The organism is Pyruvatibacter mobilis, from assembly GCF_012848855.1.
GTDB classification, from domain to species: domain Bacteria; phylum Pseudomonadota; class Alphaproteobacteria; order CGMCC-115125; family CGMCC-115125; genus Pyruvatibacter; species Pyruvatibacter mobilis.
Window position 1 is genome coordinate 3,079,252 of sequence record NZ_CP051630.1, and the last position, 16,384, is coordinate 3,095,635.

Below are 16,384 nucleotides of genomic sequence, written 5' to 3' on the forward strand. Positions count from 1 at the left end.
GAAATCAGCTTTTGATACGGCGGTTGCGGTCGGCCAGGAGGCGCAGGCGCAGGGCATTGATCTTGATGAAGCCCGAGGCGTCCGCCTGGTCGTAGACGTCATCTTCCTCGAAGGTGACGTGTTCCATGGAATAGAGCGAGTTGTCCGACCAGCGGCCAACCACATCCACCGAGCCCTTGTAGAGCTTGAGGCGGACGGTGCCGTTGACGTGTTCCTGGCTCTTGTCGATCAGGGCCTGCAGCATCTCGCGCTCCGGCGAGAACCACATGCCGAAATAGACGAGTTCGGCATATTTCGGCATCAGCTCGTCCTTGAGGTGCGCCGCACCCCGGTCAAGCGTGATCTGCTCAATGCCGCGATGGGCCATCAGCAGGATGGTGCCGCCGGGCGTCTCGTAGATGCCGCGGCTCTTCATGCCGACGAAGCGGTTTTCCACGAGGTCCAGCCGGCCGATGCCGTTGTCATGGCCATAGCGGTTAAGCTCGGTCAGCAGGGTTGCCGGTGACATCGTCACGCCGTTGATGGAGACAGCGTCGCCCTTTTCAAAACCCACCTCGATATAAGTCGGGGTGTCGGGCGCGTCCTCCGGCGAAATCGTGCGCTGATAGACATATTCGGGGGCCTCGACCGCCGGGTCTTCCAGCGCTTTGCCCTCGGAGGAGGTGTGCAGCAGGTTGGCATCCACCGAGAAGGGGGCCTCGCCGCGCTTGTCCTTGGCGATGGGGATCTGGTGCTTTTCGGCAAAGTCGATCAGCTGCTGGCGGGACTTGAGTTCCCAGTCGCGCCAGGGGGCGATGACCTTGATGTCCGGCTGCAGGGCGTAATAGGCCAGTTCGAAGCGCACCTGGTCGTTGCCCTTGCCGGTGGCGCCGTGACACACGGCGTCCGCGCCGGTTTCCCGGGCGATCTCGATCTGGCGCTTGGCGATCAGCGGACGGGCGATGGAGGTGCCGAGCAGGTAAAGGCCTTCATAGAGCGCATTGGCGCGCATCATCGGAAAGACGTAGTCCTTCACGAAGTCCTCGCGGACATCCTCAATGTAGATTTCCTTGATGCCGGCCATCTCGGCCTTCTTGCGGGCCGGCTCCAGCTCTTCGCCCTGGCCGAGATCGGCGGTGAAGGTCACCACCTCGCAGCCATAGGTCTCCTGCAGCCATTTCAGCATGATGGAGGTGTCCAGGCCGCCGGAATAGGCCAGCACCACCTTCTTGACGTCGGTCACGCTCATTTTTGTTGTGCCCCGCTTCTTGCAGGTGCGCCCGGTGAATGGGCGCACATTTCTTGGGGCGGGGTTTTGCGCGTCTGGCGGCGTTTGTCAAAGGGTCAGTTGGCTGCCCGCCGGAAGGGTGATGCCCGCAGATGCATGGGCTGCGGCAAAGGGCGTCCGGCGGGCAGCCAAAGATGCGGCTCAGAACGGCAGTTGCGGGACCATGACCCACAGCAGATAGGCCCCCAGCGCGATGCCTGTGAGGGCTGTCAGCGTGGCGCCGCCTGCACGGAACAGCACAACCGTGCCTGAGCCCGTGGCCCCGTCACCCGCCAGCTTGCCGTGGGAGCCCTTGAGGTTGGAAAAGCCGAAGGCGTGCGACAGGCGGGCCAGCAGGAAGACGCCGGCGAAGATCTGCACGGCGAGTGTGGGGCCGGTGGCCAGTTCCAGCAGCGCCAGCCCGGCAATGAAAATCGCAGAATTCTCCGCCAGATTGCCGTGGCGCCGCACCAGCCGCTCCAAATTCTTGTCGTCTGCATAGCCGACACCGATGCCGGTTCGGGCGCGCAGGGTGCCGGCTGACAGCATCAGCACCTGCTGCAGGATCAACAGCAGTCCGGCCAGGGCTGCGGTGATGATGGGGAATGTCATGGAAGTCTCCTCCGGCTGAATGGCGGCTTGTTGAAGGATGGCGCCGCCTGATGAAGTCCGTGCCCCTTGATGACCCGGTTCTGTCACCCGATCTAGGTGTTTCGAATTCGGTCCATAAGATGACAGAAAAGAACCGACATGGTCCAAAAAAGAACCGACCAGGCCACTGGCGGGCTGAACGCACCGGAAGACCCCTCCTGGGATGATCTGCGCCTGCTGCTGGCTGTCGGCCGGGCGGGCAGTTTGCGCAAGGCAGCCGGTCAGCTTGGCCTTGGCCACGCCACCCTGTCGCGGCGGCTGGGCCGGCTGGAGCAGCAATTGGGGGTCAGGCTGTTTGACCGGCCATCGGCGGGAGCTGTCGTGCTGACCCCGGCGGGCGAGGAACTTGCCGGATCGGCGGCCCTGATGGATGACACAGCCGCCACCGCGCTACGGCGGGTGGCGGGGCGTGACCTGGCGCTGACGGGCACGCTGCGGGTGTCGGTCAATCCGCTGATCGGCATTCATCTTCTGCCGCCTGTCTTTGACGCGTTCTCCCGCGCCTATCCGGATGTGTGTCTGGAGGTGATGGCGGATTACGTGTCGGTCAATCTGGACCGACGCGAGGCGGATGTCGTCGTGCGGGTCACCGACACCCCGCCGGACAATCTGGTGGGCCAGCGCTTCGGGCCGGTGGGCTACGGGTTTTATGCGGGCCGCGCCGCGGTTGAGGCGGCGGGCGGCGTTGAGGCCTATCTCGCCGGCCAGCCGCCGCTGCTTGGCTATACCGGCCGGCGCGACAATGCGGTGCATGTGCCGTGGCTGCGGGCCGAACTGCCCGGGTCGCAGGCCTCGCTGACGGCGGGTGATCCGTTACAGATCGCAGCGCTGGTGCGTGCCGGGGCGGGCATTGCGCGGCTGCCGTCGGTTCTGGGGGCGGTGGACGAGGGCTTCGTCCGGCTATTTCCCGATCAGCGCGAGGAGGCCTATGCGGTGTGGCTGCTGACTCATGCCGATCTGCGCAAGACCGCCCGGGTGCGGGCCTTCATGGATCACATGGCGGCGGCGCTGAAGGCGCGCCTGCCGGTGATCACCGGGCTGCCGGAGAGTTGACGGTGAGCCTTGCACCCTGTTACTGATTTGAAATCAGTAAGGAGCGCAGCCATGCAAAATTCCCATCCGACACCAACCGGCCTCAAGCGCCAGGGCCCGGGCCGCCCGGACCTTGCGGGCACCTACAAGGCCACCCGGAGCACCGCCATCGACAAGGTGGACCCGGATGATCTGGCGCGGGATCTCGCAGCGGTTGAGAGCGAGGGCTATGTCATCATCGAGGGGCTGTTGAGCAACGACGAGATCAGCGCCATCCGGGCCGAGCTCCTGACGATGCTCGACCACACGGGCCGCAATGATTTCGAGGGCCACCTCACCCAGCGGCTTTACTCAATGCCGGAGAAGACGCGGGTCACCGACAAGCTGATCGAGCATCCGCGCATCCTGGCGCTGCTCGACAGCCTGCTGATGCCCGGCTATCTGCTGTCGCAGGCACAGGCGATCAACATCCTGCCCGGTGAAACCGAACAGGCGCCCCATGCAGATGACGGGTTTTATCCGGTGCCGCGCCCGCGCGCGGGGCTGAGTGCTGCCACCGTGTGGGCGATTGATCCGTTTACGGAAGACAATGGCGCAACGGTCGTCTTCCCGCGCAGCCAAACCTGGCCGGATGGCCGGGTGCCCCGCGCCGAGGACGAGACGGTGCAGGCCGTGATGGCGCCGGGGTCGGTGGTGTTTTATCCGGGCACGCTGTGGCATGGCGGCGGGGCCAACCGGTCTGACGCGGCACGGCTGGGCGTCACCTGCCAATATTGCGAGCCGTGGCTGCGCACGCAGGAGAACTTTTTCCTGTCGCTCTCCAAGGACACGATCCGCAGCATGACCGAAGACATGAAGCGCATGGTCGGGTATGGCGTCTATCCGCCCTTCATCGGCATGGTGAATGGCATGCACCCCAAGCGCAAACTGGAAGAGTGACCGGACCCCGCGCCATGGCTGACACCGCCACCCCCCTCTCTCCCGTCAAGCGCACGCGCCGGCCCGCCAAGGAAACCAAGCGGCTGCTGGTTGCTGCGGCAGGTGAGGTGCTGGTGGAGAAGGGCGGCGAGCTTGAGATGGGGGATGTCGCCAAACGCGCCGGGGTGTCCACGGCGCTGGCGCATTATCATTTCGGCAACAAGGCAGGCCTTCTGACGGCGGTGGTGGCGGATTTCTACGCGCGCATGGACGACGCGATCATTGCCGTGCCCTATGAGGGCGCGCGCTGGATCGACCGGGAACAGGCGCGCATCCGCGATCTCATTTCGTTTTTTCTCGATGAACCGCTGGCGCCGGTCATCATCGGTTCGCTGCAGAATGATCCGTCGCTGGGGCCGGAAAGTGCCGAGCGCGCCCGACGGGTTGCCCGGCTGGGGGCGCTCAACATCGCCCAGGCCCAGCGCGAGGGCGACATTGATGGCCGGTTCGATCCGGAGCTTCTGGTGTCGATGATCCTCGGCGGCGTCATGGCGGGGCTGACGCAGGCGGTCTCCGCCACGCCCCGGCCCAACAAGGCGCAGGTGGAAGACGAGATCATCGGCTTCGTCGCCCGCGCCGCGGGTCAGCACTGGCCGTAAGTTTCAGGCTTTCAAACCGTCCAGCATTGCTTCAGCAGCGGCCACTGCCTGGGCGCGCGCCTGCTTGCGGTTCCTGGATTCAGCGATGACGTGGACGGCTTCGTCCAGCGCTGCGGCAAACAGGGACGCGGTGACGGGGACCGAAAGGTCTGGGGTCAGCGCGCCTTGCGCCTGTGCCGCCTCCAGCCCCTCGCGCAATGTGCGCAGGGAGTGGCGGGCCTGGATCTCGCGCCAGCGCGTCCAGCCCAGCGCCGAAGGGCCGTCCAGCATCAGGATGCGCCGGGTGGCCGGGGCCGTGGCGGCGTCGAGATAGATGCCGATCCCATGGCGGAGACTCTTGAACGCGTCCGGCATGTCTTCGGTGGCGTCGTCGATCAGCTGTGCCAGCCGTGCATCCTCCGCCTCCACCACGGCGTCGAACAGGGCCAGCTTGTCCTTGAAGTGATGATACAGCGCCCCGCGCGTGGCGCCGGCGCGGGACACGATCGCGGTCGTGGCGGCGTCCGCATAGCCGTGGGCGGCGAATTCGGCGCGGGCGGCCTTCAGGAGGCTGGCGCGGGTGCGGGCAGTGCGTTGTTCGTTGGTGGCCATGGCGTCGACCCTGATGTGACTGTCGGGACTTTACAAACAGGCAGACTGTTTGTATATGGATAAAACAAACAGGTTGTCTGTTTGTGAAATGGCGCGGTCCAGGCAAGGGAGCAGGACGATGAGCATTACGAGCCTCTATCCGGTGGTGGCGACGGAGAATGTCGCCCGGCTGGCGGATTTCTATCGCGAGGCCTTCGGGCTTCTCACGGCGTTCGAGGCGGACTGGTATGTACACCTCACCGCAGGCGACGCTGACGGTCATGCGTCAGGCGGCGGCGCGGGCAATCTGGCGATCATCGCCGCAGGTCACGCCACCATGCCCGAGGGCCATCGCGGCGTTGCGGCGCCTCGGCTGATGAATTTCGAGACCGATGACGTGGACGCGATCCATGCGCGCATGCAGGCGCGCGGGGCGGAGATATTGCTGTCCCTGCGCGACGAAGATTTCGGCCAGCGTCATTTCATCATGACGGACCCGGACGGCAATCTCGTGGACGTGATCACGCCAATCCCGCCCAAGGGCGCCTTCGCCGAGCAATATGCGGATGCGGCACGACCCGCGGGCTAGGCAGCGGTGGTGTCCTAGAGGTCGCCGCCTGCCCCGCCGGCGATGCCGCTGCGGGTCACGCGCTTCCTGATCTGCCGCATCGCCATATAGGCAGCCGCCAGCACGAAGGGCGCAATCAGGCCGGTCATCAGGGTGGGGTTCACCGGGTGGCCGGCCTTTTCCATCGCCTTCAGCACATAGGCAATGAGGCCGACGAGGTAATAGGTGATGGCGACAGCCGACAGCCCCTCGACGGTTTCCTGCAGGCGGACCTGCAGTCTCGTGCGGCTCTCCATCGAGCGCAGCAGCGTCTGGTTCTGCTCCTGCAGGGCCACCTCCACGCGGGTGTTGAGAAGGCTCGAGGCGCGCGAAATGCGGGCCGACACTGCCTCAAGCCGATCGGCAACCGCCGTGCAGGTACGCATGGCGGGGCCGAGGCGGCGATCCATGAAGGTGCCGATCTGCTGCAGCCCCTCGCGCTTCACCTCATCCAGCTCGCTGATGCGCCGGTCCACCAGTTGGTGATAGGCGCGGGCGGCTGAAAAGCGGTAATGCGTGCGCGCGGCCAGGTCTTCGGCGCGGGCTGCCAGCGTCGAGAGCTGGGCCAGAAGCCGTTGCTCGTCTTCCAGATTGCGGATGCGCGCGGTCTCCGCGGCTAGCGTCGACAGCTCGGTTTCAATCGAGCCGAGGTCGGGCGTCACCTCGCGGGCGAGCGGAAAGGCCAGTAGCGCCATCATGCGGTAGGTCTCGACATCCAGCAGGCGCTGGACGAGACGGCCAAGGCGGCCCGGGCGTAGGGTCTGGTTGGCAACAAGGATGCGGCTCATGCCGTCATCGTCATGCAGGCGGAAATCGGTCCACGCCGCGGCCCTGCCGCCTGACATGCCGGCGCCCACGCATTTGTTGCCGTTGAACACCTCCGGCAGCCGCGCCTCGATGTCGCTGGCATTGCCGGGAATGGCGAGCAGGTTGATCCCCACCAGCACCTCGCCGGGCAGGCGCGCGCGCCAGTCCTCGGGGATCGACGCCAGCGGTGAATTCAGAAATACCTCGTTGAGGTCGGGCACGTCGGCGCGGGCGGCATCCTTGTTGCCGGCGCCCCCGGCAGTGTCCGGGGCCAGCTCCGGGCAGGGGCGGGAGAAGGCATAGGTGGAAAACTCCGTGTGCCGTTCCCACACCAGCCGCACGGCGGTCTCGTCCGTGCCCAGATCAATCGCCAGGTGATTGCCGAAATTCTCCGGCGTCGACACGCCCATGTCGCGCGCCAGCCCGCGCAGCATCTCGCGCTCTGCTTCCACGCCGGTCTCGCCGGTAATGGTGGCGATCTGGGTCACCATCATGGGGGCATGCACATCGGCCGAGGGGCGCGAATGCACCTCGTCGTTCAGCTGCTGGCGCAACGGATGCGCCGTCATGGCCTTCAAGCCCGGCATGAAGTTCTGTCCCCCGAAACGGCCACGGGCGCTGCGTCATATGCAGGACGCCCGGGCGGAAGCGCGGGATCATACGGATCGGTTGCTTGGGTGCAAGTCCCCCGGGGGACGCGGGACAAAGCCTTCTCAGGACGCGGCGGAGCCGGGCTCGTCCTGGGTCCCGTCCTGTGCCTCGGCCCGCCGGCGCGCCAGGCGGACGGAGGCCCGTTCCTTTTCGCTTTCCGACTTGAGCTGGCCGCAGGCCGCAAGAATGTCGCGTCCGCGCGGGGTGCGCACGGGGCTCGCATAGCCTGCCCGGTTGATGATCTCGGCAAATGCCTCGATGCGGTCCCAGTCGGAGCACTCATAGGCTGAGCCCGGCCACGGGTTGAACGGGATCAGGTTGATCTTGGCCGGAATGCCCTTGAGCAGGCGCACCAGCTCGCGCGCGTCCTGGTCGCTGTCATTCACGCCCTTGAGCATCACATATTCAAACGTGATGCGGCGGGCGTTGGAGACACCGGGATAATTCCGGCAGGCGTCGAGAAGCGCTGCGATCGGATATTTCTTGTTGATCGGCACCAGCTCGTTGCGGATGTCGTCGCGGACGGCGTGCAGCGAGATCGCCAGCATGACGCCCATCTCCTCGCCGCAGCGGGCGATGTCCGGCACCACGCCAGAGGTGGACAGCGTGATGCGGCGCTTGGAAATCGACAGCCCGTCGCCGTCCGACACCACGTCCAGCGCGTCGCGCACATTGTCGAAATTATAGAGCGGCTCGCCCATGCCCATCATCACCACATTGGTGATGGAGCGCTCGCGCGCGTGCGACGGGGTGTTGGGCTCGGGCCATTCGCCCAGGCTGTCGCGGGCGATCAGCACCTGGCCGGTGATCTCGTCCGGCGTCAGGTTGCGCACCAGCTTCTGGGTGCCCGTATGGCAGAAGGAGCAGGTGAGCGTGCAGCCGACCTGGGACGAGACACACAGCGTGCCGCGGCCCGGCTCGGGGATGAACACGGTCTCCACCTCGTTGCCGTCGGGCAGGCGCAGCAGCCATTTGCGGGTGCCGTCGGTGGATATCTGCTCGGTCACCACCTCCATGCGGGCAATCGAGAAATGCTCGTCCAGCCGCGCCTTCACGGCCTTGGAGATGTTGGCCATCTCGCTGAAGGATCTGGCGCCGCGCACATACAGCCAGTTGTAGATCTGGCTGGCGCGCATGCGGCTTTCTTTCTCCGCGATGCCGATGTCCTGCAGGGCCGTTGTCAGCTGTTTGCGCGACTTGCCGATAAGCGACGGGCGTGCGTCCGCAGTTACCCCAGGCGCTGAGCCCGGCGCAGCCGATATCACGCCGGCGACGGTCGGGGCGTTGGGGTTGGCGCGGGCGATGTCGAGCTGGGTTGAGGCCATGGCGTATGTGCAGCCTACTTGCAGGCCCCGTCAATGGCCTTCACCGCGGCGGTGATGCCGGAGAGGGAATAGCGGTCCTTGGTCAGCGTGCCGCGGGCGGAGGTGCCAAGCACGCGCAGGGAGTTGCCGCGCTTCATGGCCGACAGCAGCCTGGCTTCGCTGGCGCGGTCCTGCACCCAGGCGCCGCCCTCGTTGCGGGCGTCATTCTCGGTGAACAGGGTGTATTTGGCGCCGTCCACATCGGCGGTCACGGTGGACTTGTCCTTGTAGGGATAGCCCGACACCACGCTCACCTCGCCCTTCACCTTGCGGCCCGGCCAGTTGGAGACCATCACGTAGATCTCGCCGCGGCGCACATTCTTCGGCTCGGTGTCCTTGGGCTGGCTCAGCGCATAGCAGATGGTGTTGGCACCGTTATCCAGCTTGTAGGCGCGCCAGTCGGAGAAAGTGCCCAGGGGCACGGGCTCTGCGGCGCGGGCGGCCGTCGCGGTCGTCATGGCTGCTGCCCCCAGAGCGGCACCGAAGAGGGCGAGGGCGGGCAGAATGGCGGAGCGGGTCATGCGCGGGGTTTTCCTTGCTTCGTAACGTGGGGGCTTCATGTCGTGGGGCTTGGAGCGGACCCGTTGAGCGGAGATGTCCGGCTGTCCGGCCTTTTCATATCGCTGATCGGCGTCTCCTGTCACCCGCCGTCGCAAACAGCCTTAAGGCGCATCGCGCGGCCTTGTGCCAGTGTCGCGGGCGCGTGCGGACGGTTGCGGGGCGGGCGGACAGACATTGCGTCTCCCGGCCAAGTGGCGTTGAATGCCGGAATGTGCGCAGGGAACGTGGCCTTTTCGTGACCCGGCCTGCCGCCGCAAGGCCGTTGCCGTAACGTAATCCCCGCCGGATGAACGGCAGGAGCGCGGGGGCGCGGCCAGGCGGCTTCATGATGACCGAGGATGGCCGGATTTGGCAGTGACTGCGTCTAAAGCAGGTATGGGAGCAGGCGGGACCAAGGCCGGCCAGACGGCCTATGACCGGGAGGCCATGGCCGACTGCATCGAGGCCGTCGCCGCGCGTCAGGACAAGGCGGCCTTTGCCGTCCTGTTCGATTATTTCGCCCCGCGCCTCAAGGGCTATCTGATGAAGCTCGGCTCCAGTGATGCGCAGGCGGAAGAAGTCGCCCAGGAGGTGATGATCACCGTCTGGCGCAAGGCCGGGCAGTTCGACCGCCGCCAGTCCTCCGTCTCCACCTGGCTTTACACCATCGCCCGCAACCGGCGCATCGACGTGCTGCGGCGGGAGAAGTTCCCCGATTATGATCCCGATGACCCGCTGCTGCTGCCGTCGGAAGCCGAACAGCCCGACGAGGCCGTGGCCGCCAGCGAGCGCGAGGCGCGGGTGCGGGATGCGCTGACCACCCTGCCGGAGGAGCAGGCGGAGCTGATCCGGCTTGCCTTCTTCAAGGGCTGGTCGCACAGCGAGATCGCCGAAAATCTTGACTTGCCGCTGGGCACCGTCAAATCACGCCTTAGACTTGCTTTCCGCAAGCTCAAGGGCGGGCTTGATGGAGCGGTGTGACCATGACAGACCGCACCAGCAAACAGTCGCCCGACATCACTTCCAGGGAGGACGCCGTGGAACCGCTTGCCCGGCAGTTCGGAGAAGAAATCCTGCTCGATTACGTCACCGGCACGCTGGATGACGCGACGCGGCTGATGGTCGCCGCGCAAATGGCGTTACGGCCGGAGATCAGCGAGACGCTGGCCGTCGCCGGTGATCTCGCCGGGCTGATGCTTGAGGAAGCCGAGCCCGTGCCGATGGGCGAGGGGGCCTTCGCTGACGTGATGGCGGCGATCGACGCCCTGCCGGAGACGGCACCGTCTGCGCCCGCACCGGATGCCGAGCTTGACGTGCTTCCGGCGGTGATCCGCGAGCGGGTGGCCGCCCATGGGGGCAAGTGGTCTTTCGTGACACCGGGCGTCCGCGCCATGGATCTCGGCTTCGAGGCCGGTGAGGGCGAGGTGAAGCTCTACCGCATCGATCCGGGCTATGGCGTGCCGACCCATACGCATAAGGGTCAGGAGATGACGCTGGTGCTTACCGGTGCCTTCGGGGACGGGCGGGACCGCTACGGGCCCGGCGACATTTGTGTTGCCTCTCCCGAGATCACCCACAAGCCGATCGCTGAAAAGGGCGCGACCTGTTACGCGCTGGCGATCACGGACGCTCCTTTGCAGCTGACCGGCGCTCTCGGACTCGTGCAGCGCGTTCTCGGTAGCTAGGGCTCGCTGTGGCGCGCCTGTCGCCGCTGCCATGCCGCAGACCTGCATAGCTTCCATCCGGCAGCAGGTTGGAGGCTTCCGGCATCGCGATGGATGATGTCGGCCGTGGCGGGAAATTGCCCAGGGTCTTCACCCGGTCATACATCACGATGGCGCCCGCCATGGCCACGTTGATGCAGAAAGCCGTCGGGATACGGATGAAGCTCGTGCAGCGCTCGCGCATCTCGTCTGACAGCGAGCCCGCCTCCGGCCCCAGCACATAGGCTGCGCGCTTGGGGTGATAGAAGCTCGGCAGGTCGATCGACTCATCCATCAGCTCCACGCCCACAAGGTCACAGCCCTTGGGCAGCATCACGTCGCCCACGGTCTCCCAGTCATAGAAGGGGATGTTGCTGCCCGCGTCGGAGGTGTCGGAATGCGCGCCCTTGAGGCGGTAATGGGCATCCACGGTGAAGAAGAAGCTGGCCCCGAAGGCGTGCGCCGAGCGCACAAGATTGCCCATGTTCCCGGTCTTCGAAATGCGTTCGGCCCCGATCGCGAAATAGCCGCGCGGGCGCGTGGTCGCCACGTTTGCGGGCTGGTTGCCAGGCTGGCCGGCGGAGGGTGTGGCAGCTTCTGTCTTCGGGTCGGTCATGGCAGGCGCGGTCTCAGGCAGCAGTAACAGGGTTAACGGCAGCACGTCCTGTGGCGCGGCGGCCACTGTCAGCGAAGCCATGTCAATATCACACCCCTCTCACGCCGATGTGCATTTGTCATAAATGATTTCGTGCCCATAATTTGGGCGGGCTCAGGTCTGCTTCTTCCGTTGCACTGCCGTTTGCCCAAGAAAAACAAGATTTCGCATCCGGCTGTGTGAGGACAGACGTGGTCATTTCGCGGACATCGCAGGGTGCCCTTCACCGGGCTTTGGGCGGCGTGCAGGGCAGCTTGCTGGGTGGCCTATGGGCCGGTGCGCTGATGGGCGCGCTGGTCGGCGCCACGATCCTGCCCGCGCAGGCGGCTGATGCCGTGTCGCCCCAGCCTGTTGCCGGGCAGGCCACGTCTGAACAGACCACGCTCAACCAGGGCACCCTCAACCAGAGTACGGCACTGCCCGACGGCGACGGCGCAACGCTTGCCGTCGTCATTGCCGGCACCATGCCCGGCCAGGGGCAGGTGCGCGTCAATCTCTACAAATCAGGCGAGACCTTCCTCAAGGCCGAAGACGCCAAGGTTGAGGTCGCCGTGCCCGAGACGGGGCCGGTGCGCGCTGTCTTCACCGGGCTTGAGCCGGGCACCTATGCGGTGGTCGCCTATTACGATCTCAACGGCAACCGCACGCTCGACCGGGGCCTGTTCGGCATCCCGCTTGAGCCGCTGGGCTTCTCCAATGGCGCCATGCCGGTGCTGTCGGCACCCGATTTCGCCGAGGCCGCTGTCGCGGTGACGGGCGAAGGGGCCGAGATCGGCATCGAGGTCACCTATATCGGCAAGAGCGGCCGCGCCGGGTCCTGAGCCGCCTTTCCTTTCTTCCCTGACATTATGTCCATCCCCGGATCGTGCCGGTTTCCGTGCAGCGGCCCGTCATGGTACATCCGTTGGCGAATAGGCGCGTGCTGCAACGCCGCGTCATCCAACTCTTATTCGTCAAAAACCCGAACCAAGGGAGAGTGCCATGAAGGCAGTGTTGTGTAAGGAATATGGGCCGCCGGACAGCCTGGTGATCGAGGATGTCGCCTCGCCGGAGCCCGGCGAAGGCCAGGTGCGCATCGCCGTCAAGGCGGCTGCCGTCAACTTCCCCGACGTGCTGATCATCGAGAACAAGTACCAGTTCAAGCCGCCGCTACCGTTCTCGCCGGGCGGCGAAGTGGCCGGTGTGGTCGACAAGGTCGGCCCCGGCGTCAAGAACCTCAAGGAAGGCGACCGGGTGATCGGGTCCTGCGGCTGGGGCGGCTACGCCCAGGAGCTGGTGCTTGAGGAAGCCCGCTGCACGCCTTTCCCGGACGACATGGACTTCGTGTCCGCCTCTGCCTTCCTGATGACCTATGGCACCTCCCATCACGCGCTGAAGGACCGCGCGCAGCTCAAGCCGGGCGAGACCCTGCTGGTGCTGGGGGCTGCCGGCGGCGTCGGCCTGGCGGCTGTTGAGCTCGGCAAGGCCATGGGTGCCCGCGTCATTGCCGCAGCCTCCACCGAGGACAAGGTGCAGGTCGCCAAGGATCACGGGGCCGATGACGGTTTCGTCTATCCCTCCGGCGAGATGTCGCGGGATGAGCAGAAGGCCTTCTCCGACAAGATCAAGGAGCTGACCGGCGGCCAGGGTGCTGATGTGGTCTATGACCCGGTCGGCGGCAGCTATTCCGAGCCGGCGCTGCGCGCCACCAACTGGGAAGGCCGCTTCCTTGTGGTCGGCTTTGCGTCCGGTCCGATCCCGAAGATCCCGCTCAACCTGGCGCTGCTCAAGGGCTGCCAGATTGTCGGCGTGTTCTGGGGCGCGTTCACCGCGCGCGAGCCGGAGCGCAACAAGGACAATCTCAACGAGCTGATGACCTGGTTCCGCGACGGCAAGATCAAGCCGCATGTGTCCAAGACCTATGCGCTTGAGGATGCGGCCTCCGCCCTCAAGGACATGGCCGCGCGCAAGGTGAAGGGTAAGATTGTCCTCACCACTGAATAGGATGGATGACCGGTATGGTCGCGAGTGGCGGCGCGGAGCAATCCGCGCCGTCCTGCTTGCGGCCGTGCTGATCCTCGCCGTCTTCGGCTTCCTGGTCTATGTGCTGCTGGCCTCCGGCGAGGCGGAGTACTGGGCCGGGGAGATCGCCGAGTTCGAGCGGCTGGACGTGTCCAATCCGCCAGAGGCGGGGCAGATCGTCTTTGCCGGGGGCGGCACCATCCGCAAATGGGAGACGCTCGCCCGCGATCTCGCGCCGCTGCCGGTGCTCAATCGCGGCTTCGGCGGCGCCCATGTGTCCCATGTGGCCGCCTATGCCCCGCGCATCATCCTGCCCTATGGGCCGCGGGCGGTGGTCATCTCCGCCGGGGCGGATGATCTGGCCGATGTCGGCGGCAAGCCGGCGGATGAGGTCGAAGCGGATGTGGCGGCGCTCATAAGCATCCTGCGTCCGGCAGGCCTCGGCCCTGACGACGACCCGCAGGTCTATGTCCTGTCGATCCCGCCGCAGCCCATGCGCAAGGCGCGCTGGGCGGCATTTGCCCAGGCCAACACGCAATTGTCCGCCATGGCGGCGGCAACGCCGGGGGTGCATTTCATCGATATCTCGACCCCAATGCTGACGGCGGACGGCCGCATCGATGAAAGCCTGTTCCGCTGGGATGGGCTGACCTTCAACGACGCCGGCTACGACCTGATCGGCCAGCTGGTGCGGGCGCGGCTGGCGAGGGATCTTGAGACCTTTACCCGCGCGGAGCCGCCGCTTCCCGCCGGTCCGGCCCTGCCAGTGGCCCCCGCGCCCTGATTTCCGGCCGGATTGCGCTCAGCCTCTCATGACGGACGCAGGGCCAGCGGACGCCTGAGCAAATGCGCAGCCATGCTCCGCATAATCATGACTCCCAGTCATCTTGTAGCCTCGCCCCGCGGCGCATAGATTGGCGGGGCCTTTTGGCCTCCCCCTTTGGCGGTTCCATGGCCCTGTCGCCCGTGCCTTGCCTGCGGTGCGCTGGCCGCCGCCCTGCCTTTGCGTCCCCAAGGCAGCGTACCAGGAAAGACCCCGCCCATGACCGAGCAACCCCCCGCATCCGCCCTTGATGACCGGCGTGCGCGGTTCGCCGCGGCCTGGGAGGCGCTGCCCGCCAATACGCGCGGGGCGCTGTGGCTGCTCACCTCGGCGGCGCTGTTCACGGTCATGGCGGTGCTTACCAAGTTTCTCGGCACCCGGCTCGACACCATGCAGGTGGCGTTCTTCCGCCTGTTCTTCGCTACCCTCATCATCATGCCCTGGCTGATCCGGCATGGCGGCTTCAGGCCCGCGCATCCGCGCCTGATGACGCTGCGCGGGGTCATCGGCGGCGGGGCGATGCTGTGCATGGTCTATGCCTTCGTGCATCTGCCGCTGGCCGACGCGCAGGCGATCCAGTTCGCCCAAGGCCTGTTCCTGGTGCCGCTGGCCATCATCTTCCTGCGCGAAGTGCCCGGCCCGCGCCGCATCATTGCGGTCATCCTCGGGTTCATCGGTGTGCTGATCATGTTGCGCCCGTCCGGCGATTTCGAGCCTGCGGCCTTCGTGGCGCTGTTCGGTGCGCTGCTGGTGGCGGGGGCGGCCGTCATGGTCAAGCTCGTCGCCGACAAGGACGGGCCGCTGACCATGATGCTGTTTTCGGGCGTGTTCGGCTGCGGCATGGCGGTGATCCCCATGGCGCTCAACTGGATCGACCCCACGCCCTATGAATGGGTGATGCTGGCAGGCATCGGCCTTGTGGGTGCGGGCGCGCACAATTGCTTCCTGCGCGCCTACCGCGTCGGGGAGGCAACCGCCATCGCGCCGATCGATTACACCCGTCTGATCTTCGCGGGCACGGCGGGCTTCCTCTTCTTCGGTACGGTGCCGGACATCTACACCATCATCGGTGCTGTCATCATCGCGGGCACCAGCTTCTACATCGCCCGGCGCGAGGCTGCCGTGGCGCGCGCCAAGGCTGCTGCGGCCGCGCAGGCCGACGGCGCATGAGCAGCGCCGAGGAGACACCGGAGCTGCGGGCGCGGCTGGCGGCCTGGTGGCTGGCCCTGCCGCCCAATGTACGCGGCGCGCTGTGGCTGCTCCTGTCGGCCACCTGCTTCACCGCCATGGCGGTACTGGCAAAGTTTCTGGGCGACCGGCTGCACAGCCTGCAGCTGGCTTTCTTCCGTATGTTCATCGCGCTCCTGGTCATTGTGCCGTTCCTGGTGCGCGGCGGGGTCGCGTCCATCAAGACGCATTATCCGTTCCTGCAATTGCTGCGCGGCATTGTCGGCTCCACGGCCATGATGTGCGGCTTCTATGCGCTGGTTCATCTGCCGCTGGCAGACGCGTTGGCCTACAATTTCACCAAGGCGCTGTTCGTTGTGCCGCTGGCCTATTTCATCCTGTCCGAGCCGGCAGGGCCCCGGCGCATCGGCGCTGTGGTGATCGGCTTTTTCGGCGTGCTCGTCATGCTCCGGCCCACGGTCGAGATCGATCCCGCAGCCCTTGTCGCGCTGGGCGGCGCGCTCTGCGTGGCCATGGCGACCATCTTCGTCAAGCTGGTGGCGAAAGACGCACCGGTCACGCTGATGTTCTACACGGGCGTCGTCGGCACCGCTGTTGCGGGCATCCCCGCCTCCTTCGTGTGGGTGACACCCACATGGGAGGAGCTCGGTCTGCTGGTGCTGATGGGGACCTTTGCCGCGGGCGCACATAACTGCTTCATCCGCGGCTATCGCGAGGGGGACGCGTCCGCCATCGTGCCGTTTGATTATTCGCGGCTGGTCTTCGCGGCGATTGCGGGTTTCCTCATTTTCGGCGACGTGCCGGACTGGCTGACCATTGTCGGCGCCGCAATCATCGTCGCCACCACGCTCTACATCGCACGGCGTGAAGCCGTGGAAGCCCGCGCACGCCGGGCTGAGGCTGTGCCCGAAGACTGAGACACTTCTTTCCGGCGCTACCACGTATCGCCGTAAAATCACCTCTCCCCTG

General features: G+C 65.9%; 18 protein-coding genes. 11 read left to right on the forward strand and 7 right to left on the reverse strand.

Annotated features, from left to right (window positions below; translation table 11 throughout):
• Positions 1-4 precede the first annotated feature (4 nt).
• Positions 5-1,228, reverse strand: coding sequence for an argininosuccinate synthase (locus tag HG718_RS14380; protein ID WP_192928056.1), 1,224 nt, complete (start codon positions 1,226-1,228; stop codon positions 5-7).
• A 180-nt stretch (positions 1,229-1,408) separates the two neighbouring features.
• Positions 1,409-1,858 carry an MAPEG family protein gene (locus tag HG718_RS14385; protein ID WP_160586328.1) on the reverse strand — a complete coding sequence of 150 codons (450 nt, stop codon included), beginning with the start codon at positions 1,856-1,858 and terminating at the stop codon, positions 1,409-1,411.
• Between the two features lie 138 nt (positions 1,859-1,996).
• Between HG718_RS14385 and HG718_RS14390 the strand changes: the two genes are divergently transcribed.
• Genes HG718_RS14390 through HG718_RS14400 form a run of 3 tightly spaced genes read left to right on the forward strand, consistent with a single transcriptional unit; the run spans position 1,997 to position 4,506 of the window.
• The gene (locus tag HG718_RS14390) at positions 1,997-2,950 is read left to right on the forward strand and encodes a LysR family transcriptional regulator (protein WP_160586329.1); all 954 of its coding nucleotides are present in this window, start codon (positions 1,997-1,999) and stop codon (positions 2,948-2,950) included.
• 51 nt (positions 2,951-3,001) lie between these two features.
• A complete protein-coding gene (locus HG718_RS14395; RefSeq protein WP_160586330.1) occupies positions 3,002-3,868 on the forward strand; it encodes a phytanoyl-CoA dioxygenase family protein in 867 nt (288 codons plus the stop codon).
• A gap of 14 nt (positions 3,869-3,882) precedes the next feature.
• Positions 3,883-4,506 carry a TetR/AcrR family transcriptional regulator gene (locus HG718_RS14400; protein WP_160586331.1) on the forward strand — a complete coding sequence of 208 codons (624 nt, stop codon included), beginning with the start codon at positions 3,883-3,885 and terminating at the stop codon, positions 4,504-4,506.
• 3 nt (positions 4,507-4,509) lie between these two features.
• On the opposite strand, the gene HG718_RS14405 is transcribed toward HG718_RS14400, so the two are convergent.
• Entirely contained in the window at positions 4,510-5,097 is a 588-nt protein-coding gene (locus HG718_RS14405; protein WP_160586332.1) for a TetR family transcriptional regulator, read from the reverse strand.
• Positions 5,098-5,215: 118 nt separating this feature from the next.
• On the opposite strand from HG718_RS14405, the gene HG718_RS14410 reads away from it, so the two are divergent.
• The gene (locus HG718_RS14410) at positions 5,216-5,665 is read left to right on the forward strand and encodes a VOC family protein (protein ID WP_027840508.1); all 450 of its coding nucleotides are present in this window, start codon (positions 5,216-5,218) and stop codon (positions 5,663-5,665) included.
• 14 nt (positions 5,666-5,679) lie between these two features.
• Here HG718_RS14410 and HG718_RS14415 read toward each other — a convergent pair whose 3' ends face one another.
• The 3 genes from HG718_RS14415 to HG718_RS14425 all read right to left on the reverse strand — a co-directional run bounded on the left by HG718_RS14415 (position 5,680) and on the right by HG718_RS14425 (position 9,026).
• Positions 5,680-7,077, reverse strand: a complete 1,398-nt coding sequence (locus HG718_RS14415; protein WP_036264025.1) for a DUF3422 family protein — start codon at positions 7,075-7,077, stop codon at positions 5,680-5,682.
• 126 nt (positions 7,078-7,203) lie between these two features.
• Positions 7,204-8,466 carry a dual-specificity RNA methyltransferase RlmN gene (gene rlmN / locus HG718_RS14420; RefSeq protein ID WP_160586333.1) on the reverse strand — a complete coding sequence of 421 codons (1,263 nt, stop codon included), beginning with the start codon at positions 8,464-8,466 and terminating at the stop codon, positions 7,204-7,206.
• Positions 8,467-8,480: 14 nt separating this feature from the next.
• Positions 8,481-9,026 carry an invasion associated locus B family protein gene (locus HG718_RS14425; RefSeq protein WP_160586334.1) on the reverse strand — a complete coding sequence of 182 codons (546 nt, stop codon included), beginning with the start codon at positions 9,024-9,026 and terminating at the stop codon, positions 8,481-8,483.
• A 394-nt stretch (positions 9,027-9,420) separates the two neighbouring features.
• Here HG718_RS14425 and HG718_RS14430 point away from each other — a divergent pair, with 394 nt between their 5' ends.
• Positions 9,421-10,026 carry a sigma-70 family RNA polymerase sigma factor gene (locus HG718_RS14430; RefSeq protein WP_308936406.1) on the forward strand — a complete coding sequence of 202 codons (606 nt, stop codon included), beginning with the start codon at positions 9,421-9,423 and terminating at the stop codon, positions 10,024-10,026.
• A 2-nt stretch (positions 10,027-10,028) separates the two neighbouring features.
• The gene (locus HG718_RS14435) at positions 10,029-10,730 is read left to right on the forward strand and encodes a ChrR family anti-sigma-E factor (protein ID WP_160586335.1); all 702 of its coding nucleotides are present in this window, start codon (positions 10,029-10,031) and stop codon (positions 10,728-10,730) included.
• Here the strand turns inward: HG718_RS14435 and HG718_RS14440 are convergent.
• Positions 10,666-11,445, reverse strand: a complete 780-nt coding sequence (locus HG718_RS14440; RefSeq protein ID WP_244617559.1) for an RNA methyltransferase — start codon at positions 11,443-11,445, stop codon at positions 10,666-10,668. The genes HG718_RS14435 and HG718_RS14440 overlap by 65 nt on opposite strands.
• Positions 11,446-11,594: 149 nt before the next feature.
• Between HG718_RS14440 and HG718_RS14445 the strand changes: the two genes are divergently transcribed.
• The 5 genes from HG718_RS14445 to HG718_RS14465 all read left to right on the forward strand — a co-directional run bounded on the left by HG718_RS14445 (position 11,595) and on the right by HG718_RS14465 (position 16,332).
• Positions 11,595-12,224 (forward strand): DUF2141 domain-containing protein, encoded by a 630-nt coding sequence (locus tag HG718_RS14445; RefSeq protein WP_160586336.1) that lies wholly within the window; start codon positions 11,595-11,597, stop codon positions 12,222-12,224.
• A gap of 160 nt (positions 12,225-12,384) precedes the next feature.
• Positions 12,385-13,386 carry an NADPH:quinone oxidoreductase family protein gene (locus tag HG718_RS14450; RefSeq protein ID WP_027840503.1) on the forward strand — a complete coding sequence of 334 codons (1,002 nt, stop codon included), beginning with the start codon at positions 12,385-12,387 and terminating at the stop codon, positions 13,384-13,386.
• A gap of 1 nt (position 13,387) precedes the next feature.
• Positions 13,388-14,188 (forward strand): GDSL-type esterase/lipase family protein, encoded by an 801-nt coding sequence (locus HG718_RS14455; RefSeq protein ID WP_160586337.1) that lies wholly within the window; start codon positions 13,388-13,390, stop codon positions 14,186-14,188.
• Positions 14,189-14,446: 258 nt separating this feature from the next.
• Complete coding sequence (locus tag HG718_RS14460) at positions 14,447-15,397, forward strand: DMT family transporter (RefSeq protein ID WP_160586338.1); 951 nt, start codon at positions 14,447-14,449, stop codon at positions 15,395-15,397.
• Positions 15,394-16,332 (forward strand): DMT family transporter, encoded by a 939-nt coding sequence (locus HG718_RS14465; protein WP_160586339.1) that lies wholly within the window; start codon positions 15,394-15,396, stop codon positions 16,330-16,332. Before HG718_RS14460 ends, HG718_RS14465 begins: the two co-directional genes overlap by 4 nt.
• Positions 16,333-16,384: the final 52 nt, after the last annotated feature.